The organism is Sphingopyxis indica, assembly GCF_032879645.1.
In the GTDB taxonomy this organism is placed as follows: domain Bacteria; phylum Pseudomonadota; class Alphaproteobacteria; order Sphingomonadales; family Sphingomonadaceae; genus Sphingopyxis; species Sphingopyxis indica.
Map to the genome: position 1 here is coordinate 1,539,466 of NZ_CP076394.1, position 19,721 is coordinate 1,559,186.

The 19,721-nt window shown below is 67.0% G+C and carries 17 protein-coding genes; 4 read left to right on the top strand and 13 right to left on the bottom strand.

The features are described 5' to 3' along the window. Positions 1-50: 50 nt before the first annotated feature. Genes rodA through KNJ79_RS07215 form a run of 5 tightly spaced genes read right to left on the bottom strand, consistent with a single transcriptional unit; the run spans position 51 to position 5,543 of the window. Complete coding sequence (gene rodA / locus KNJ79_RS07195) at positions 51-1,157, bottom strand: rod shape-determining protein RodA (RefSeq protein WP_089214729.1); 1,107 nt, start codon at positions 1,155-1,157, stop codon at positions 51-53. Continuing rightward, entirely contained in the window at positions 1,154-3,070 is a 1,917-nt protein-coding gene (gene mrdA, locus KNJ79_RS07200) for a penicillin-binding protein 2 (protein WP_089214163.1), read from the bottom strand. Before mrdA ends, rodA begins: the two co-directional genes overlap by 4 nt. A 7-nt stretch (positions 3,071-3,077) precedes the next feature. Beyond that, positions 3,078-3,599, bottom strand: a complete 522-nt coding sequence (gene mreD / locus KNJ79_RS07205; protein ID WP_317153398.1) for a rod shape-determining protein MreD — start codon at positions 3,597-3,599, stop codon at positions 3,078-3,080. Beyond that, the gene (gene mreC, locus KNJ79_RS07210; protein ID WP_089214165.1) at positions 3,596-4,489 is read right to left on the bottom strand and encodes a rod shape-determining protein MreC; all 894 of its coding nucleotides are present in this window, start codon (positions 4,487-4,489) and stop codon (positions 3,596-3,598) included. The genes mreD and mreC overlap by 4 nt, the downstream gene beginning before the upstream one ends. A 7-nt stretch (positions 4,490-4,496) precedes the next feature. Beyond that, complete coding sequence (locus KNJ79_RS07215) at positions 4,497-5,543, bottom strand: rod shape-determining protein (RefSeq protein WP_317153399.1); 1,047 nt, start codon at positions 5,541-5,543, stop codon at positions 4,497-4,499. A 200-nt stretch (positions 5,544-5,743) separates the two neighbouring features. Here KNJ79_RS07215 and mutL point away from each other — a divergent pair, with 200 nt between their 5' ends. Further along, positions 5,744-7,567 (top strand): DNA mismatch repair endonuclease MutL, encoded by a 1,824-nt coding sequence (gene mutL, locus KNJ79_RS07220; protein WP_317153400.1) that lies wholly within the window; start codon positions 5,744-5,746, stop codon positions 7,565-7,567. Positions 7,568-7,709: 142 nt separating this feature from the next. Beyond that, a complete protein-coding gene (locus KNJ79_RS07225; protein WP_141133894.1) occupies positions 7,710-8,222 on the top strand; it encodes a hypothetical protein in 513 nt (170 codons plus the stop codon). A gap of 4 nt (positions 8,223-8,226) precedes the next feature. Here the strand turns inward: KNJ79_RS07225 and KNJ79_RS07230 are convergent, their stop codons facing one another. The 6 genes from KNJ79_RS07230 to KNJ79_RS07255 all read right to left on the bottom strand — a co-directional run bounded on the left by KNJ79_RS07230 (position 8,227) and on the right by KNJ79_RS07255 (position 15,054). Then, positions 8,227-8,682: a MaoC family dehydratase gene (locus tag KNJ79_RS07230; protein WP_089214170.1), complete on the bottom strand. Its 456-nt coding sequence runs from the start codon at positions 8,680-8,682 to the stop codon at positions 8,227-8,229. 41 nt (positions 8,683-8,723) lie between these two features. Continuing rightward, positions 8,724-9,929, bottom strand: coding sequence for a nucleotide pyrophosphatase/phosphodiesterase family protein (locus tag KNJ79_RS07235; RefSeq protein ID WP_317153401.1), 1,206 nt, complete (start codon positions 9,927-9,929; stop codon positions 8,724-8,726). 46 nt (positions 9,930-9,975) lie between these two features. Next, positions 9,976-11,544 (bottom strand): alkaline phosphatase D family protein, encoded by a 1,569-nt coding sequence (locus KNJ79_RS07240; protein ID WP_317153402.1) that lies wholly within the window; start codon positions 11,542-11,544, stop codon positions 9,976-9,978. 74 nt (positions 11,545-11,618) lie between these two features. Then, complete coding sequence (locus KNJ79_RS07245; protein ID WP_317153403.1) at positions 11,619-12,623, bottom strand: copper resistance protein B; 1,005 nt, start codon at positions 12,621-12,623, stop codon at positions 11,619-11,621. After that, positions 12,620-14,311, bottom strand: coding sequence for a copper resistance system multicopper oxidase (locus KNJ79_RS07250; RefSeq protein WP_317153404.1), 1,692 nt, complete (start codon positions 14,309-14,311; stop codon positions 12,620-12,622). Before KNJ79_RS07250 ends, KNJ79_RS07245 begins: the two co-directional genes overlap by 4 nt. Beyond that, positions 14,308-15,054, bottom strand: coding sequence for a glutaredoxin family protein (locus tag KNJ79_RS07255; protein WP_317153405.1), 747 nt, complete (start codon positions 15,052-15,054; stop codon positions 14,308-14,310). The genes KNJ79_RS07250 and KNJ79_RS07255 overlap by 4 nt, the downstream gene beginning before the upstream one ends. Before the next feature lie 41 nt (positions 15,055-15,095). Between KNJ79_RS07255 and KNJ79_RS07260 the strand changes: the two genes are divergently transcribed. Continuing rightward, positions 15,096-15,497 carry a MerR family transcriptional regulator gene (locus KNJ79_RS07260; RefSeq protein WP_317153406.1) on the top strand — a complete coding sequence of 134 codons (402 nt, stop codon included), beginning with the start codon at positions 15,096-15,098 and terminating at the stop codon, positions 15,495-15,497. A gap of 168 nt (positions 15,498-15,665) precedes the next feature. Here KNJ79_RS07260 and ychF read toward each other — a convergent pair whose 3' ends face one another. Continuing rightward, a complete protein-coding gene (ychF, locus tag KNJ79_RS07265) occupies positions 15,666-16,763 on the bottom strand; it encodes a redox-regulated ATPase YchF (RefSeq protein WP_317153407.1) in 1,098 nt (365 codons plus the stop codon). A gap of 148 nt (positions 16,764-16,911) precedes the next feature. On the opposite strand from ychF, the gene KNJ79_RS07270 reads away from it, so the two are divergent. Then, on the top strand, positions 16,912-17,577 hold the full coding sequence (locus tag KNJ79_RS07270) for a CAP domain-containing protein (RefSeq protein ID WP_317153408.1): 666 nt from the start codon (positions 16,912-16,914) through the stop codon (positions 17,575-17,577). A gap of 240 nt (positions 17,578-17,817) precedes the next feature. Here KNJ79_RS07270 and KNJ79_RS07275 read toward each other — a convergent pair whose 3' ends face one another. Continuing rightward, entirely contained in the window at positions 17,818-19,689 is a 1,872-nt protein-coding gene (locus tag KNJ79_RS07275) for a PhoX family protein (protein WP_089214179.1), read from the bottom strand. Between the last annotated feature and the right edge of the window lie 32 nt (positions 19,690-19,721).

Genomic DNA, 19,721 nt, shown 5'->3' on the forward strand with positions numbered 1-19,721 from the left:
TCATGGCCTTGCCCGCATGGCAATGGCTTTCGTCGATATTTTTTCGCACCTCAGTGAAAGCGGCGCGTGCCGGTCTTGCTGTCGTTGTCGATCGCCAGGATGATGCCGACGCAGGTCATGATCGTCAGCATCGACGATCCGCCATAGGAAAAGAGCGGCAGCGGGATGCCGACGACGGGCGCTAGGCCCATCACCATCATCAGGTTGATCGCGATGTAGAAGAAGATCGTCATCGTCAGCCCGGTCGCGGCGAGCTGGCCGAAGCGCGTGCGCGCGCCCAGCGCGATGCGCGTCGACCAGCGAAGCAGCAGGAAAAAGGCGATCAGCAGCGCGACCCCGCCGATCAGACCCCATTCCTCGGCCATCGTCGCGAAGATGAAATCGGTGTGGCCTTCGGGCAGATAGTCGAGGTGGCTCTGCGACCCGTTGAGGAAGCCCTTGCCGCCGATCCCGCCCGACCCGATCGCGATCTTCGACTGGCTGATATGATAGCCGGCGCCGAGCGGGTCGCTCTCGGGGTCGAGGAAGATCAGCACGCGCTTTTGCTGATAGTCGTGGAGCATCGAGAAGAGCACCGGAAGCGCCGCCGCACCCGCGATCGCCGCGCTGCCGAACCACCACAGCGGCAGGCCCGAAACGAACATGACGATCGCGCCGCTCGCGCAGATGGCGAGCGCGGTGCCAAGGTCGGGCTGAAGCATCACGAGCCCCGCGGGAAGCCCGATCATCACCAGCGCGGGCCACAGCGCGGTGATCGTGCGCGTGCTTCCGGGCGGCAATTGGGCGTAGAAGCGCGCGAGCGCGAGCACGATCGTGACCTTCATCAGTTCGGACGGCTGAAGATTGATGAAGCCGAGGTTGATCCAGCGCTGGCTGCCGCCGCCGACGAAGCCGAGCAGCTCGACCGCGAACAGCAGCGCGACCACCGCCAGATAGGCGAGATAGGCGAAATCCTCGAAAAACTTGAGCTTTATCCGTCCGAGGATCAGCATGCCGATCAGGAAGACGAGGAAGCGCACGCCCTGGTTGAGCGCCCAGGGGGTCATGCTGCCCCCCGCCGCCGAATAGAGGACGAGCAGGCCGAAACCGGTGATCGCCGAAAGCAGCGCAATGAGTTTCCACGGAATGCGCTGGATCGCGGGCGGGACCGGGATCATGCGCCGGGCTCCGGATCGGGCTGCGCCGCGCCGGCCTTCCACGCGGCGAAATTGCGCGCCATCCGTTCCTCGATCGTGCCCCCCCAGCCGGCTTCATATTCGGTGAGCGCCGCCATCGCCTTGTCGCGGTCGAACAGAAAGGTCATCACGTCGCGCGCGACCGGATAGGCCGAACTCGAGCCGGCGCCATGCTCGATCACCACCGCTGCGGCATAGCGCGGCGCGTCGAAGGGGGCAAAGGCGATGAACAGGCCATGGTCGCGATATTTCCACGGCACGCCCATGCCGCCGCGCCCCTTGCTCAGGCTAACGACCTGCGCGGTGCCGGTCTTGCCCGCCATCTTGACGTCCTCGATCGGCAGGCGCGCGCGTCCCGCGGTGCCCGCGCCGTTGACGACCTGATTCATCGCTTCGCGCACGAGGCCGATATGGTCGGGCGCGAAGCCGAGGCTCTGGATCGGTGCGCGATTGGCGTCGCGCGTCAGGTGGGGCATCAGCGCGTTGCCCGTCGCGAGCCGCGACGCCATCACCGCGAGCTGGGTCGGGTTGACCAGCACATAGCCTTGACCGATCGTCGCGTTCACCGTGTCGGCGATCGTCCAGGGGCGGCCGTATTTTTCCATCTTCCAGTCGGGGCTGGGCATGGTGCCATAGCTTTGGCTGGGGACGGGGAGGGGAAATTTCTGCCCCAGTCCCAGCCGCTTGCCCATCGCCGCGATGACGTCCATCCCCATCTGCTGCGCGAAGTGATAGAAATAGACGTCGCAGCTCTGATAGATGCCCTTCGCCATGTTGACCTGGCCGTGGCCGCGCCGGTTCCAGCAGTGGAAGACGCGGTTGCCGACGCGCAGGCCGCCGCCGCAAAAGGTCGTGGCTTCGGCGGGAAGCCCCGCCTCGAGAAAGCTCATCGCGACCATCGGTTTCACCGTCGAGCCGGCGGGATAGAGGCCGCTCAGCGTCTTGTTGCGCAGCGGCACATGGTCGTTCTGGCTCAGCCACTTATATTCGGCGACGCCTATGCCGCTCGAAAAGCTGTTCGGGTCGAAACTCGGCATCGACGCCATCGCGAGCACATCGCCGGTCAGGCAGTCGATCACGACGACCGAGCCCGATTCGGGACCGAGCCGCCGCGCCGCATATTCCTGCAGGTCGGCATCGACCGTCAGTTGCACCGTCTGGCCCTGCACGTCGGGCTGCGTCGACAGTTCGCGCACGACCTTGCCGCGCGCGGTCACCTCGACCCGGCGCGCGCCGGGCTTGCCGCGCAGCACGGGTTCAAAATATTTCTCAAGCGCTTGCTTGCCGATCTTGAAACCCGGCGTGATATAAAGCGGGTCCTTCGCCTCTTCATATTCCTCGGCATTGGGGGCGCCGACATAACCGATCAGATGGCCGACCGCGGCGCCCGTCGGATAATAGCGCGCAAAGCCGCGCGCCGGCGCGATGCCGGGCAGGTCGGGCAGGCGGACGAGGACCGAGGCATATTCGGCTTCGCTGACGTCCTCCTTGACCGCAACCGGCTGAAACCCCGACGAGCTTTTCAGGTCGCGCCGGATCCGCTGCATCGTATCGCCATCGAGGTTCAGCAGCGTCTCGAGCTGGCCGAGGACGAAGTCCTTGTCGTGGAGGCGGTCGGGGATGATGTCGATGCGCAGCGACACGCGGTTGTTCGCCATCGCCTTGCCGTTCCGGTCGACGATCCAGCCGCGCCGCGGCGGCACGAGCGTCAGATTGACGCGATTGCTTTCGGATTCAAGGACGTAGCGATCATTGTCGATAATCGAGATATAGGCCATGCGCGCGGCAAGCGCGACGCCCACGGCGGCTTGCGCGCCGCCGACGACGAGCGCGCGGCGCGTGAAGGTGATCCCCCTCCAGGCTTCGGTGATCGGCGGGCGCTTTTGTCGGGGCATCGAGGAACTATCGGCGTTTCAGGCGGAAATTGTCAAACCGGCCGGTAAGGCGGAGGAAGAAGGGAACGAGCAACGCCGAGATGACGACCTGCGGCGCGACGAGCCCCAGCACGCGGCCGGTCGGCGCGTCCGGATGCGCGATCAGCGCCGCCGCCGCCTGAACCACAGCGAGAAGCAGTGCGGCGATGCCCCAGTCGTGGAAGAAGCCGCGCCAATAGATGCGCTGCGCGAAATAGTGGATCGCGATGCTCGCGAGGGTCCACAGGCAGACCGCGGTGCCGATCGGCGCGCCGCTGAACAGATCGTCGACCAGCCCCAGCGGCAGCCCGATCCACACCGGCCACATCTCGGTGCGCAGCAGCTGCCAGCACAGGAAGAAAAGCAGGCCGAGCGGCGGCAGAACCGGCGAATTGGCGATCAGCGGCAGCATCAGCGGCAGCGCCGACGCGGCGATCACCGTCGCGACCGGAACCGCGCGCATCCGCCAGAGCGACGCCGGTTCGCCGAGGCGCGGGCCGGCACGGTTCATGGAGCCTCGGACGGCGGTGTCGCGGGCACCGCTTGCGCCTCGATATTGTCGGGCGTGTAGGGACGCAGCACCGCCACCGCATCGACCTTTGCCGGATCGGCGAGCGGCCGCGCGAGCGCGCCATCGTCCTGCCGGCTGACGACGATCGCGACCGGAATGTTCGGCGGATAGAGGCCGCCGGTGCCCGAGGTGACGAGGATATCGCCGGGCTTGAACGGATTGTTCGCGATGTTGAGCGTGCGCACGTCGAGATTGCCGTTGCCGCGGCCCGACGAAATCGCGGGCAGGCCATCGCGTGCGCGGCGCACGGGGACGACATTATCGACGTCGGTGAGCAGCAGCACCTGCGAGACCGAAGGCCCGGCGGTGAGCACCCGGCCGATCAGCCCGTCGGCGCCGCGCACCGGCTGGCTCGGCGCGACCCCCAGATTGCGCCCGATGCTGAGCAGCGCGATGCGCCGGCTGCTCGTCGAGGTCGAGGTGAGCAGATAGCCGTGCGCGAGCGCCGCGCGGTCGGTTTCCTGAAGCTTCAGGAGTGCCTTGAGCTGGCGGTTCTCTTCCTGCAGCGCGCTCGTCGCGACCAGCTTGCGCCGCGCTTCGGTCAGTTCCTTGCGCAGCCGGCGGTTCTGCGTCCCCGCCTTCACATAGGCCGAAACATTGTCGTCGATGCCGGAGATCGACCCGGTCACCGAACGCGTGACGCGCGCGACCGGCGCCGCAAGCTCCTGGCTTGCGATCCTCAACTGCGCGAAACCGACGGGGTCGGCCACCGAGAGCACGGCCAGCAACAGCCCCGCGAGCGCTCCCGTCACCGCGATGACGTAAGCCGCGAACAGGCTGTACTGCGCCTTTCGGGATTGCCCCGGACGCCGATGTGCCGGGCGAGCCACGGACTATTTACGCTTGCTGGAGCACGCCGCGAAAGGCGGGGTCCTCCATCGCGCGGCCGGTGCCGATCGCGACGCAGGTCAGCGGATCGTCGGCGACCGTCACGGGAAGCCCCGTCGCATCGCGCAGCAGTTCGTCGAGTTCGCGGATCAGCGCGCCGCCGCCGGTCAGGACAATGCCCTGATCGACGATGTCGGCGGCGAGTTCGGGCGCGGTATTTTCGAGCGCGATGCGCACGCCCTCGACGATCGTGCCGATCGGCTCCGACAGCGCTTCGGCGATCTGCGCCTGGTTGATCGAGATTTCCTTGGGCACGCCGTTGACGAGGTCGCGGCCCTTGATATGAATCGTCAGGCCGGTGCCGTCGGCGGGAATGCGCGCGACGCCGAAATCCTTCTTGATCCGCTCGGCGGTCGCTTCGCCGATCAACAGATTGTGATGGCGCCGGACATAGGAGACGATCGCCTCGTCCATCTTGTCGCCGCCTGCGCGCACCGAGGTGGTATAGGCGAGGCCGCGCAGGCTGAGCACGGCAACCTCGGTCGTGCCGCCGCCGATATCGACGACCATCGACCCGATCGGTTCGGTCACCGGCATGTCGGCGCCGATCGCCGCGGCCATCGGTTCCTCGATCAGCCACACCTGGCTCGCGCCCGCGTTCGACGCGGCGTCGCGAATCGCGCGGCGTTCGACGCTCGTCGAGCCCGACGGCACGCAGATCACGATCTCGGGGCTGCGAAAGGCGTTGGGCTTGCCGCCGTGGACCTTCTTGATGAAGTGCGCGATCATCTGTTCGGCGACGTCGATGTCGGCGATCACGCCGTCACGCAGCGGGCGGATCGCCTCGATGCTGTCGGGGGTCTTGCCCATCATCAGCTTCGCATCGTCGCCGACCGCCTTGACCCGCTTGATCCCGTTCAGCGTCTCGACCGCGACGACCGACGGTTCGTTGAGCACGATGCCCTTGCCGCGCACATAGACCACCGTGTTAGCGGTGCCGAGGTCGATAGCCATGTCTTGGGAATTGAACTTGAGCCAGCGAGAAAAGAAGGACATCGATACTGCTTCCTGTCATCGAAGCCGCCAGCCCCGAACGGACCGCGCCCCCATTGTCGTCGAATCCGCGTGTCCCGGGCCGGCGACAGGACCAAATCAAGGGAGAGATTCCGGCTCGACCTGGGGGGCCATGCTGGACAAAGCGATCGGGCTGTGCGGATGGGTCGCGATTTGCGTCCGACTGCGCTAGGAGACGCGTCATGTCAATACGCCGCCTGCCGGAAAAGCTCGTAAATCGGATCGCAGCGGGCGAAGTGGTCGAAAGACCGGCCGCGGCGCTCAAGGAACTGGTTGAAAACGCCATAGATGCCGGCGCGACTCGCATTTCGGTGCGAATCGCCGAGGGCGGCATATCGCGGCTCGAGGTCGAGGACGATGGCTGCGGCATGACCGCCGCCGACATGGCGCTCGCGCTCGAACGCCATGCGACGTCCAAGCTGCCCGACGACGCGATCGAGGATGTCACGACGCTCGGCTTTCGCGGCGAGGCGTTGCCCTCGATCGCCAGCGTCGCGCGGCTGACGCTCGAAAGCCGCGTCGCGGGCGGCGACGGCTGGCGGCGCATCGTCGACAATGGCGCGCTGGCGGGGGAGGGGCCGGCGGCGCTTGCGAAGGGCACGCGCGTTCTGGTTGAGGATCTGTTCGCGCGCGTCCCGGCGCGGCGCAAATTCCTGCGCAGCGCGCGCAGCGAATATGCCGCCTGCCTCGACGTCGTGAAGCGGCTCGCGATGGCGCGCCCCGACATCGGTTTCACATTCGACCATGACGGGCGGCGCGCGCTCGACGTTCAGGGCGGGCAGGACCGGCTCAGCCGCGTCGCGGCGCTGACCAGCCGCGACCTCGCCGCGAACAGCATCGGCGTCGATCTCGATCGCGGCGAGGTGCATCTCGGCGGCGTCATCAGCCTGCCGACCTTCAATCGCGGCATCGCCGATCATCAATATCTGTTCGTCAACGGCCGCCCGGTGAAGGACCGGCTGCTCGTCGGTGCGCTGCGCGGCGCCTATGCCGACCTGCTCGCGCGCGATCGCCATCCCGTCGTCGCTTTGTTCCTCGACCTGCCGGCGCACGAAGTCGATGTGAACGTCCATCCGGCAAAGACCGAGGTGCGCTTCCGCGACCCGCAGCTCGTGCGCGGGATGATCGTCGGGGGGCTGCGCCGCGCGCTCGACGAGCATGGCTTTCGCAGCGTCCAGCGCCCCGCCGAAGCCGCGCTCGCGGCGTGGCAGCAGGAACCGGTGGCGCCCGCGCAGCCGGCGACGGGCCTCCTCTTCGGCCATCACGCGCCGCGCGAAGCGCCGGCCGTCCATCTGTTCGGGGCCGAGCAGGCGCCCGCTCCCGGTGAGATCACCGCGCGAGTTTATGACCGGATGACCGCCTTCGCTCCCGCACCGCTCGCTGGCCGCGCCGAAGTCGCCACCGCGCCGCCGCCCGAGGCCGCCGAGCATCCGCTCGGCATCGCGCGCGGACAGATAGCGAAAACCTATATCGTTGCCGAGGCCGAGGACGGGCTCGTCATCGTCGACCAGCATGCCGCGCACGAACGGCTCGTGCTCGAAACGCTGAAGCGCGGCATGGCGGGGCAGGCCGTGCCGTCGCAGGGGCTGCTGATGCCCGAGGTTGTCGAGCTCGACGAACCCGCGTGCGACCGGCTCGAGGCCGCAGCGCCGCAGCTCGCGGCGCTCGGCGTGGAACTCGAACGCTTCGGCCCGGCCGCGGTGATGGTGCGATCGACCCCGGCGATGCTCGGGGCGATCGACTGCACCCGGCTCGTCACCGACATTGCCGACGATCTCGCGGGCTACGACGCCGCGCTCGGCCTTTCGGAAAGGCTCGAACTCGTCGCCGCGACGATGGCGTGCCACGGCTCGGTGCGCGCCGGGCGCACGCTGAACGTCGCCGAAATGAACGCGCTGCTCCGCCAGATGGAGGTGACCCCGCACTCGGGCCAGTGCAACCACGGGCGGCCGACCTGGGTGAAGCTGGCGATGGACGACGTCGAAAAACTCTTTGGCCGGAAATGATTGGCCGCCGCGGGCCGATTCTCTCGCTGGCAACGGTATCATGACGGTCTTGCGCGAGCGAAACTGTCTCGTTACGGGTCTCCGCGTCATCGGGAGCGCGCGCTTTCATGCGCGTTTCTCCCGGACCAAAGGAGAATATTCGATGCGATCCCCTCTCGCGGCGCCGCTCGGCGCCCTGTTCCTGCTCGCGGCCTGCTCGGGCCAGTCCCAGACCACCGATCAGCCGGCGAAGACCGAAGCCGCCAATGACGAGAACAAGCTGCCCGACACCGGCAGCGGCGACCCGATCGAACTCGCGGCGATCGAAAAGGGCGAAATGCTGCGCCTCGATGGCGAACTCGGCTGCGCCTTCACGGTGAAGGGCCAGTCGGCCCCGGCTTTTGTGGCCAAGGCGAATGTCGGCGACGACCAGCTCGCCGCGGGCGCGGTCAAGGTCGGCAGCACGGTTCAGCGCGTTGCCGGCTCGGGCGGCTTCGGCGCGCTCGAAAAAGGTCTCGAAATGTCGGGACCGGGCCTGAAGCTGACGCTCGAGCGTGCGTCGGACAAGCCGGTTCGCACCGAAGGCGAGCAGAAAATCTACGAAGCGAAGCTGAACGTCAACCGCACCTATGGCGGCCAGCAGGCCTTCGAAGGCGAATGGAGCTGCGGCGCCTGAACCTTCAATCCGCGTCCGGATTCCGGACGCGGATCAACCCAGTCGAGCGCATCGTCATCACCGGCTCGTCATGCTGGTTGATGACGGTGAGCTTCGATTCGAACAATCCCATCTCGCGCCGGCTGGCCGAGCGCCGCTTGCTCAGCACCTCGGTCTCGCAGCGTAGCGTGTCGCCGGGATAGACGGGCTTCAGCCAGCGCAGTTCGTCGATTCCCGGCGACCCGAGCCCTGCCTGCTGCCTTTCCTTCATATTGTCGACCATCATCCGCATCGCCATCGACCCGGTGTGCCAGCCGCTCGCCGACAGGCGCCCGAAATAGGTCTGTGCCGCCGCCTCGTCGTCGAGATGAAAGGGCTGCGGATCATATTTGCCGGCGAAGTCGATCACTTCCTCGCGCGTGACCAGCTTGTTTCCGAAGCGCTGGACCGCGCCGACCTCGATATCTTCATAATGGAGCATGGCGCTGCTATGGCGCGAGGCGCGTCCCGAAGGCAAGCCGCCTAATTCCCGAGCCGCCTCGCCAGAACCCCGGTCGCGTCGCTCGGCAGCGGCGCGACGCCGAGCAGCTTCATCAGCAGCGGATAGACTTCGATATTATCGACGACGCCGATATCGCCCCTCAGTCCGGTATTCGCGGCGACGAACAGCGCCAGCATCTGGGGGTCCTGATTGTCATAGCCGTGCGCACCGCCGCCGACCGGCCATTCGGGTTCGCCGGCGATGATCGTCCAGCCCGCCTCGGCGATGCAGATGATCGCGGCAACGCGCGGATTATGGCCATAGTGGAGCCGCTCGGGCAGGTCCTCGCGGCGATAGCAGCGCATATGATCGTGCGGTTTCAGCAGCGCCCCTGCGACGCGGTCGTCGGTTGCGGCGGCGGGCTCGATCGCGGCATAGGGGCCGGTTTCGACCGCGATGATGCTCGGCAGGTCTATGAGGTCGGAAATCTGGATGACGCGCGACGCATCGACCGCGCGCATCCCGTGGTCGGCGACGATCAGCAGGCGTGCGGGCTGGTCGATCGCGGCGAGCCCGGCGACGAGATCGCCGATCCGCGCATCGACGCTGCGGATCGCCTCGTTGACCTCGGCGCTGTCGGGGCCGAATCGGTGCCCGGCGGTGTCGACGATGTCGAAATAGAGGGTGACGAAGGCCGGGCGGATGCTCGCGGGCCGGCGCATCCAGTCGAGCACCGCATTGACGCGCTGCGCGCCCGAAACATGCTGGTCGAAACGCTGCCAGTCGTCGGGCCGCGCGTCGTGGATCGCGACTTCGCTGCCCGGCCAGAACATCGTCGCGCTGCGCACCCCCGCCTTGTCGGCGGTCACCCATGCGGGCTCGGCCTCGTCCCACCAGAAGGGATCGAGCGATTGCCTGGCGTCGCCCAGGCTGAAGATCTGGTCGGGGCGGCGCGGGTCGATCATCCGGTTGCCGACGATGCCGTTGGTGTCGGGACGCTTTCCGGTGACGATCGCATAGTGATTGGGAAAGGTCTTGGTCGGAAAGGACGGGCGCAGCGCCCCATGCGCGCCCTCGGCCGCGAGCCGCGACAGCGTCGGCGTGATGCCGCGGTCCAGATAATCGGCGCGAAAGCCGTCGATCGAGATCAGGATCGTGACCGGCGCGCGGTCGCCCGCCTCCTCGGCAAGCGCGGGCGCCGTGACGAGCAGAAAAAAGGCAAGGAGCAATGAGGCGATGCGGGTCATGGGCGCTTCCGCTAAGGGGCTTTCGTGACGGTCGGAAGACAATGGCTCAGGCCATCCGGATGCCGGGGGTGCCATTCTCGACCACGCCCGTGGCGCGCTTCGACAGCGTGTTCACGGGCGTCGTCACCTTGTCGACGACCATGAAATGCGTCTGCCACGCGTCGCGATTGACGTCGCAGACCAGATAGCCGCGCTGGTCGTTCGCGAATTTGAGCTCGGGATTATTGGCCAGGAAGCGGTCGGTGCCCGGCCGCCGGTCGCTGCCGTCGCCGCCGCTCGAGATCGAGGTGCCGACGAATTCGGCGCCGACGACCTTGTCTTGCCGGACCAAATCGCCGCAGAAATTCTGATGCTCGTCGCCGGTCAGCACGACGGCATTCTTCACCCCGCCAAGGCGCGCCAGCATCCGCTCGCGCGGCGCTTCATAGCCCGCCCAGCTGTCGAGATTGACGATCTTCTCCTTCTCGTCGTCGTAGCGTCGCCGGTCGAGCGACATCATCGTCACCTGCTGCGCGATCGCGTTCCACGTCGCGCCGCCTTCACCCAGAATTTTGGCGAGCCATTCTTCCTGCGCCTTGCCGAGCACCTGCGCCTGCTTGTCGAATACCCCCGCGCAGGGGGGCTTGAAGCCGTCGCCGCACGGCTGGTCGCTGCGATACTGCCGCGTGTCGAGCAATTGCATCGACATGAGATCGCCGTAGCGCAGCTCGCGGTTGAGCGCGACCATGCCGTTCACGGGCAGCATCGAGCGGCGCACCGGCATATGCTCGTACCACGCCTGCATGGCAGCCTGCTTCCTGAGCATGAACACCTCGGGCGGCGGGGCGTCGGGGTCGTTGCCGTCGAGCCCCATCTTCCAATTGTCGATGTCCGACACCCAGTCGTTGCGGATTTCATGATCGTCGAAGCTCGACAGGAAGGGATGCACCGACCGCGCCGCCTGCAGGTCGATGTCGCCGAGCTGCTGCGCATAAGCGGCGCGGAAATCGGAAAGGTCGATCAGACCCCGCCGCGCGTTGGTGCGCACCGGCCGCGTCGGCAGGCCGGTGTCGAACAGATAATCCTGGCTATATTCATAGATGAAGTCGCCATAATGATAGACGAAGGCGAGTTCCTCGCGCGCGAGGTGGCGATAGGCGCCGAAAAAGCCCGATTCGAAATGCTGGCAGCCGCAGACCCCGAATTTCAGCGCATCGACGCGCGCGCCGACGCGCGGCAAGGTGCGCGCCCGGCCGCGCAGACTGCGCTCGCCGGCGGCGGTGAAGCGATAATAATAGGGGCGGTCGGGCTGCAATCCTGCGACCTCGACATGGACGCTGTGCGCAAGTTCGGGCCGCGCGAGCGCTGTCCCCCTGGCGACCACATCGCGAAAGCCGCCGTCGCTCGCAACCTCCCACTCGACCGGCAGCGAGGCGAGCGGCATCCCGCCGTGCGGTGCCATCGGCTCGGGCGCGAGCCGCGTCCAGATCACGAAACCGTCGCTCGTCGGATCGCCCGATGCGACGCCGAGGCTGAACGGAAAATCGCGGAACAGCCCGCCCTCGGCGCGCAGCACCGCCGGCGCCGCGAGTCCGGCGAGGGCGGCGCCAGCGATAAAGCGGCGGCGGTCGAACATGGCGGGGCTCCTGCAGGGCGAATCGGTGGCCCTGCGATAGCCGAGTTGCCGCCCATATCAATGACGGCGCTTCCCTAGAACCAGACGCGCAATCCGGCGACGAAGGCGGGCCGCGACGGATCGTCGCCGCCAGCACGGGCGATGCGCGCGGTGTCGCCGAGCTTTCGTTCCCATGCGACGCCGACATAGGGCGCGAACTGGCGCGCAATCTCGTAGCGCAGGCGCAGGCCCGCCTCGATCGCGGTGAAGCCGCTGCCCATGGCAAGCTCGGGCACCGCCTGAAAGGCGAAACTCGCCTCGACACGCGGTTGCAGGATCAGCCGCTGGGTGATTCGCTGGTCATAGCTCGCCTCGGCGCGGCCCGAGACGTCGCCTGCGTCGGACAGGAACAGCGCGCCTTCGACCTCGAACCAATAGGGCGCGAGGCCCTCGACACCGAGCACCGCATAGGTCGGTGACGGGCCGGGGCCGAAATCCTGCCGGATGCCGGCTTGCGCGTTGAAATAGGGGCCGATGGCGTGGCTCCACAGCGCCTGCACCTCGCCGCCTTCGAACGGCCCGCCACGGTCGCCTTCACCCTCGCTCTTGATCGTCAGCCGGTCGATGTCGCCGCCGAACCAGCCCTCGGCGTCCCAGGCATAGCCGTCCCTTCCGTCGCGCACGCGCCACTCGGCGCGGTCGACCATGATCTGCGAAAAGGTGCCGCCGCCATGCTCGGCATAGAGGCGCCTGCGCGACGCCGCCATCGCCTCCGCGCCGAAGACCGCGTCGGCGGCATCGACGGGCGGCGCGGGCGGGGCGGGTGTCTCGGGCGCAGGCGGTTCGGTGGCGGGCTTGCAATGTCCCATCGCCGCATGTTCCGGCGGGCAGGGGGATGAAGGCGGCGGATCGGGCGGCATCGGCGCTGCGGTGCAATGCCCCATCGCCGCATGTTCGGGCGGGCAGGGCGGCGGGGCCGGTTCGGCCGGGGCGGGCATCGAGCAATGCCCCATGGCGGCATGTTCGGGAGAGCAGCTTTGCGCCGGCATCGCCGGTTCCTGCGGCTGCGCGGCGAGCAGCGCGATCGCGAGCAGGCTCATGCCGCTTCCTCCGGCCGCACGGTCACGACCTGCATCATCCCCGCGTGCATGTGATAGAGCAGGTGGCAATGGAACGCCCAGTCGCCATAGGCGTCGGCGGTCAGGTCGAACGTCACTGTGCCGCCCGGCTGGACGTTCACCGTATGCTTGCGCGGCGCATGATCGCCCTTGCCGGTGACCAGTTCAAAGAAATGGCCGTGGAGGTGGATGGGATGCGCCATCATCGTGTCGTTGACGAGCGTGACGCGCACGCGCTCGCCCTGGGTGAAGGGAATCGGCTCCTTGACTTCGTTGAGCTTCACCCCGTCGAACGCCCACATATAGCGCTCCATATTGCCGGTCAGGTGGATCTGCATCCGCCGCGTCGGCGCGCGCGTATCGGGGTTGCGGTGCAGCGCGGCGAGATCGCGATAGGTCAGCGCGCCGGGCACATCCTCCAGCCCCTGGCCGGGCTCGCCGGTGCGGTCCATCGGCATCGGCGAAATGCTCTGCACCGTCGGCGTGTCGGCGACCGTGGGCGCCAGGCTCAGGTCGCGCATCTTATGATTCATCTTTGCGCTATCGCCGCCCGACCCGTGTCCCATCGCGCCATGGTCCATGCCGCCCATGCCCATGTCCTTCATCGTCGCGAGCGGCCGCGGGCGCAGCGGCGGAACAGGCGCGGTCATGCCGGCGCGCGGCGCGAGCGTCGCGCGCGCCATGCCCGACCGGTCGACGCTCTCGCCGACGAGCGTATAGGCGCGGTCCTCGGGCGAGACGATCACGTCATAGGTTTCCGCGACCGCGATCTGCAATTCGTCGACCGGGACCGGGCGAACATCCTGTCCATCGGCCTGCACCACCGTCATCTTCAGCCCCGGAATCCGCAGGTTGAAGGTCGTCATGGCCGAGGCGTTGACGAAGCGCAGCCGCACCCGCTCGCCGGGGGCGAAGAGCGCGGTCCAATTGTCCGCGGGGCCATGGCCGTTGACGAGATAGCTATAGGTCGATCCGGTGACGTCGCTGATGTCGGTCGGGTCCATCCGCATCGCGCCCCATGCGGCGCGTTCGCCGAGCGGCTGGCCTTCGCCCGAAAGCAGGTCCGCCAGCGTCTGCTTCTGCCGGTTGAAATAGCCGCCCATCTGTTTGAGCTTTTTGAAGATCACATGCGGATGAAGCGCGCTGAAATCGGACAGGACGACCACATGCTCGCGATCATGGGGCGCCGGATCGTCGCCCGCGGGGTCGATCACCAGCGGGCCGTAATGGCCAAGCTGCTCCTGCAAGCCCGAATGGCTGTGATACCAATAGGTGCCCGCCTGCCGCACCGGAAATTCATAGGTGAAGGTCTTGCCGGGCGCGATGCCGGGAAAGCTCAGTCCCGGCACCCCGTCCATCTGAAAGGGCAGGATCAGGCCGTGCCAGTGGATCGAGCTGTCTTCGTCGAGTTCATTGGTGACGTGGATGCGCGCGGTCTGGCCTTCCTTCAGCCGGACGAGCGGGCCCGGCACGGTGCCGTTGATCCCGATCGCGTGGCGCATCTTGCCATCGACGTGCAGCATCTGGCGCGCGATCGTCAGGCGGATGTCGTCGCCGCCGACGGCAGGCAGGCCCGCCGACACCGGCTGCGCCCATGCCGGAAGCCAGGGGAAGAGCGCGGCGGCGCCGCCGGCAAAGAGCAGCGAACGGCGGTCGAGACGGGCGCTCACATCGGCCTCGCGAGCATCCAGATCGCCATGCCGACCATCGCCAGATTTTCGGTCAGCGAAACGAAGCCGAGCGGCACCTTGCTGCTGCCGCCGACGCAGGCGCATTTGATCGCGCGCTTGTCGATATAGACCGCCTTGAACACCGACACGGCGCCGATCGTGCCGATGAACAGCGCGACGGGGATCGACAGCCAGTCGAGCGCCTGCGCCGTCATCAGCACGCCCGCGAGCCCCTCGGCGAACGGATAGACATAGCTGTAGGGCACCCAGCGCCGCGCCAGCAGGTCGTAGTTCAGGAACATCGTCGAGAAACTCTCGACGTCCTGGAGCTTGAGCAGCGCGAGCGCGCACATGCTGAACGAGACGAACCATTCGGCCGCGCGCACCGTGAAAGGCGATCCGAAAGCGGCGAAGGAGGCGGCGAGCGCCATCAGCGCGGTCATCGCGAAGAGCGCGGCGACGGGGCGGTAGCTGGTCGCATCGGGATCGCGCACCGACAGCCCGAAATGGCGCCGCAGATCGTCGTATCCGCCGATCCGCCTGCCGTCGATGAAGGTCTGCGGCGTGGTCGCGACGCCATGTTCGGCCTTGAATGCGTCGGTTTCCTCGCGCGTTTCGAGCCAATGGTCGTCGACGTCGAAGCCGTGGCTTTCGAGCAGATGCCGGGCCTTCAGCCCATAGGGGCAGATGTGGCCCGGCATGACCATGCGATAGAGGGTGGCGGTGCTTGTCTGTTTCGTCATTCGCGTCCTATAGCGTCCGTACCATAGTACGGAGTCAAGCGATGCGGTTCACGATCGGAAAATTGGCCGCGGCGGGCGGTGTCGGGGTCGAAACGATCCGCTATTATCAGCGACGCGGCCTGATTGCGACGCCGGCGCGGAGCGGCGGCGACGGCTGGCGCGGCGGGGTGCGGCGCTATGACGAAAACGACCTGCGCCGCCTCAGATTCATCCGCTCGGCGCAGGCAGCGGGCTTCACGCTCGACGAGATCGGCGAATTGCTCGACCTAGAAGCAAGCGACGACCGCCCTCGCGTCCGCGCGCTCGCGCACCAGCGGATTGCAGTGCTCGACGAAAAAATCGCGCAAATGACCCAAACCCGCGCCGCGCTGGCGCGCCTCGCCGACGAATGCGCGGTGAGCAAGGCGGGGCCGTGCCCGATATTGGCGTCGTTCGAGGGATAGTGATCCGGATAGATAGGGTCGCATATCTTACTTCGTCATCCCCGCGAAAGCGGGGATCCAGAGCGTGCATGCGCTTACTTCGCCCCTGGGTTCCCGCTTTCGCGGGAATGACGAATGTCGGTTGGGTCTGCACTCACCCCCAACCCGATCTCGCGCCGGCGACGCCCCTCAACTATGCAGAAAATGCATCACGTCGCCGTCGTTGACGACATAGGCCTTGCCCTCGGCGCGCAGCTTGCCCGCTTCGCGCGCCTTGGCCTCGCCGCCCAGTGCGACATAATCGTCATAGGCGATCGTTTCAGCGCGGATGAAGCCCTTCTGGAAGTCGCTGTGGATTTCGCCCGCCGCCTCGGGGGCGGTCGCGCCCTTGTGGACGGTCCAGGCGCGCGCTTCCTTCGGCCCGACGGTGAAGAAGGTCAAAAGGTGCAGCAGCTCGTATCCTGCGCGGATGACGCGCGCGAGCCCGGTTTCGTGCAGACCCATTTCCTCGAGGAACAGCATCCGTTCGCCCGCTTCCATCCCGACGAGTTCGCTTTCGATCGCCGCGGAGACGATCACCGCCTGTGCGCCCTCGGCCTTGGCGCGTGCAAAGACGGCTTCGCTGTGGGCGTTGCCGTTCGCCGCATTGGCTTCCTCGACATTGCAGACATAGAGGACGGGCTTGACGGTCAAGAGCTGCGCTTGGCGAAGGATGCGCGCTTCCTCGACGTCCCTGGGCTCGGTCAGCCGCGCGGGCTTGCCGGCACGCAAGAGTTCGAGCGCCTGCCCGAGCACCGAGGCCGCGGCCTTGGCCTCCTTGTCGCCGCTCGTCGCCTTCTTCTGAAAGGCAGGGACGCGCTTTTCGAGGCTTTCGAGGTCGGCGAGCAGCAACTCGGTCTCGACCGTCTCGGCATCGGCGACGGGGTCGACCTTATTCTCGACATGCTGGATGTCGTCGTCCTCGAAACAGCGCAGCACATGGACGATCGCATCGACCTCGCGGATATTGCCGAGGAACTGGTTGCCCAGCCCTTCGCCCTTCGACGCGCCGCGCACCAGGCCCGCGATATCGACGAAGGCGAGCTGGGTCGGGATGATCTTCGCGCTGCCGGCGACCGCGGCCAGCTTGTCGAGTCGCGCGTCGGGCACCGCGACATTGCCGATGTTCGGCTCGATCGTGCAAAAGGGATAATTCGCCGCCTGCGCCGCCTGCGTCTCGGTCAGCGCGTTGAACAGGGTGGACTTGCCGACATTGGGCAGCCCGACGATGCCGCATTTGAAACCCATGAGTCCGGTATCTTTCGTCAATTTGGGGGAGGCGCAGCGTGGTGCGCCCCTTTGGCTGCGCGCGCTAGCCGGTCCCGGCCGATTTTGCCAGCCCTGGCGATGCGGGCGGTTGCCGGGCGTTCAGCATGACCCGATTAGGGCCGGCCATATGGTCGCACGATATTTTCCGATAGTCCGCTCCGCCGCGCCCTTTGCGGCCGTCCTGCTGTTCCTGCCCATCGCCGCGGCGGCATCGCCGCGCGGGTTCGAAGCCGATGTGCTCGACGAACTCAACGCGATGCGCGCCGATCCCGAGGGCTATACCGGCGAACTGCACGATTACCGCGACCGCATCGACGGGCTGATCGCTTATGGCACGGACGGCGAGGGGGATTTCCAGACGCGCGAGGGGGTGCGGCCGGTGGACGAAGCGATCGCGCAGCTCGGCCGCACTGCGCCGCTGGGCGAGCTGCGGTTCAGCGCCGTGCTGGCGCGCGCCGCCGCCGATCATGTCGCGGCGCAATCGCGCAGCGGCGGCGTCGGGCATATCTCGAACGGTCGCAACCCCGGCGCGCGCGTCGTGGCGCGCGGCGGCGGCCGTTATGTCGGTGAAGTGATCACCTATGGCCACAGCGACCCCGCCTCGGTCGTCCGGCAGCTGATCGTCGACGACGGCGTGCCGGGGCGGGGCCATCGCTGGCAGCTGCTGTCGGCGCGCTATCGTTATGCGGGCGTGGCGTGCGGTCCGCATCGCCTGTGGCGGACGATGTGCGTGATCGACCTCTCCGAAACCCCCGACGGATCGCCTCCGCCTCCGCCGAAGCGGTCGCCCTAGAGGCCTGGATCATCGTTGAAGGAAGGGCTTGGGAAAGTTCGTGTGTCCCCGCGAAGCCTGTCCTGAGCGCCTGCAAGGCAGTCGAAGGGGCGGGGACCCATCTCCGGCCGGTTCCGTATCGCGCCATCAGGAGATGGGCTCCCGCCTTCGCGGGAGCGCACGGGCTTGTTCAGTCAAAGGTGATCAGGCTCCAGGCGAAGCCGCCCGCCGCGCCGGGATGCGCGGCGGGCGTCGGTCGCGTCAGTTGCCGATCGGCGCGCTGTCTTCGCGCTGAATCACTACCGTCGACGAGCGCGGTTCCTCGCCGTCGACCGGCCAGTTGCCGTTCGGATGCTGGATGTTCACGAAGAAGGTCTTGAGATCGGGCGTATAGGCAAGGCCGGTGATCTCGCAGCCGTTGGGACCGACGAGGAAGCGCTTCGATTCCTTCGTCGTCTGGTCGATGTAGAACATCGCATTGTGGCCGAAGGTGCCGTCGATGGTCGTGCCCGGAACGCCCGAATTGCCGGGGACGCTGTGATCGGTCTGCACCCACAGGCGGCCCTGCGGGTCGATGCGGATGCCGTCGGGGCTCGAAAAAGTGTCGCCGTCGATGTCGCCGATGAGGTTGCTGCCACCCGCCGCGAGCGACGGATCGCCCGCGAGCAGGAAGATTTCCCAGCTGAAGCCCGTCGCCAGCGGATCGTTGCCCGTCTCGCTGAACCTGATGATATGGCCGTGCAGGTTGGTGACGCGCGGGTTGGCGGCGTCGGTGACCGCCCGGCGGCTGTTGTTCGTCAGCGTGACGAAGACCGCGCTGTTGTCGGGCGCGACCGTGATCCATTCGGGGCGATCCATCACCGTGCCGCCCGCGACGCGCGCCGCGGACGGGCAGTTGATCAGCACGTCGGCCTGATTGTTGAAATCGACCGTCGTGGGCGCCGGCGGCGTCGTGCTCTGGCTGACATTGCCGGGGTCCTGCGCGCCCGCGGTCAGGCCGTTGACGCCCACGCTCAGCTCGCGCCACTCGCCCGAACCGTCGGCGTTGAAGCGTGCGACATAGAGGGTGCCATAATCGAGCAGGTCGGTATTCGCGGCGCGGTTGTCGGGATTGAACGCCCGGTCGGGGACGAATTTATAGATGCAGCCCGGCGTCGAATCGTCGCCCATATAGAAGGCGACGCGATTGTCGCCGTTCGCCATGAAGGCGACATTCTCGTGGCTGAAGCGGCCCATCGCGGTGCGCTTCGTCGGGGTCGCGAGTTCGCGCAGCGGGTCGATCTCGACCACCCAGCCGTAATTATGCTCGGGCTGCGTCGGGTCGAGATAATTGTCGGTCGTCTCTTCGCAGGTGAGGTAGGTGTTCCACGGCGTCCGGCCGCTCGAGCAATTGTTGAGCATCCCCTTGATCGTGCCCGACAGCACGCCCGCGGCAGGGCCGCCGGCGCGATAGCTGCCGTTGCCGGTATAGCGCTTGTTATAGGTCGATCCGTCCTTGACCGCCCAGCTGCCGTCGCTGCCCTTCGCGACCTCGACCACGCCGATCCCGACCGCCGACAGCGCGAGCGCCTTTTGGTCGGCCGAGGCGGTGGCGGGGTCATAGTCGCCCGCCATCAATATGTTGAAATCGGGATATTCGAAGTTGATCGCCAGCAGCCCGCCTGTGTTCGGATCAACGTCGGGCAGCTCGAAATATTCCATGCCGTCATGGTTGCCGCCGGCCCATTTCTCGGCGTCGGCGGGAGTGGGGTAGCTGCCCGAATAGGGTGCGCCCGATTCGATCGAATCGCCGGCTTTCAGCAGCACCGCGACCGAATAGCCCGCGGGCACGGTGACCGTGTCGTCCTCGTTCGCCTCGACCGGCTCGAACGTCACCTCATAGCTGACCGGCGTCGGGGTCGGCGTGGGGGTCGGCGTCGGGGTCGGGGTGGGGGTCGGCGTCGGGCTCGAATCGTCGTCATCGCAGCCGGCGAGCGCCACGGCGGGGATCACCGACAGGCCGAGCAGGCCCTTGCGCAGGATCGAGCGGCGCGACGGGTTGCCGGCGACGATCGCTTCCAGGCTGTCGGGTCCGTTCAAATCGTCGGTATCGCGGCGGTACGGCGCGCGCGCCTCGTCGGTCAGATATGACATGCAGTGCCCCTTTTCGCTGTGGCTGTGGATGC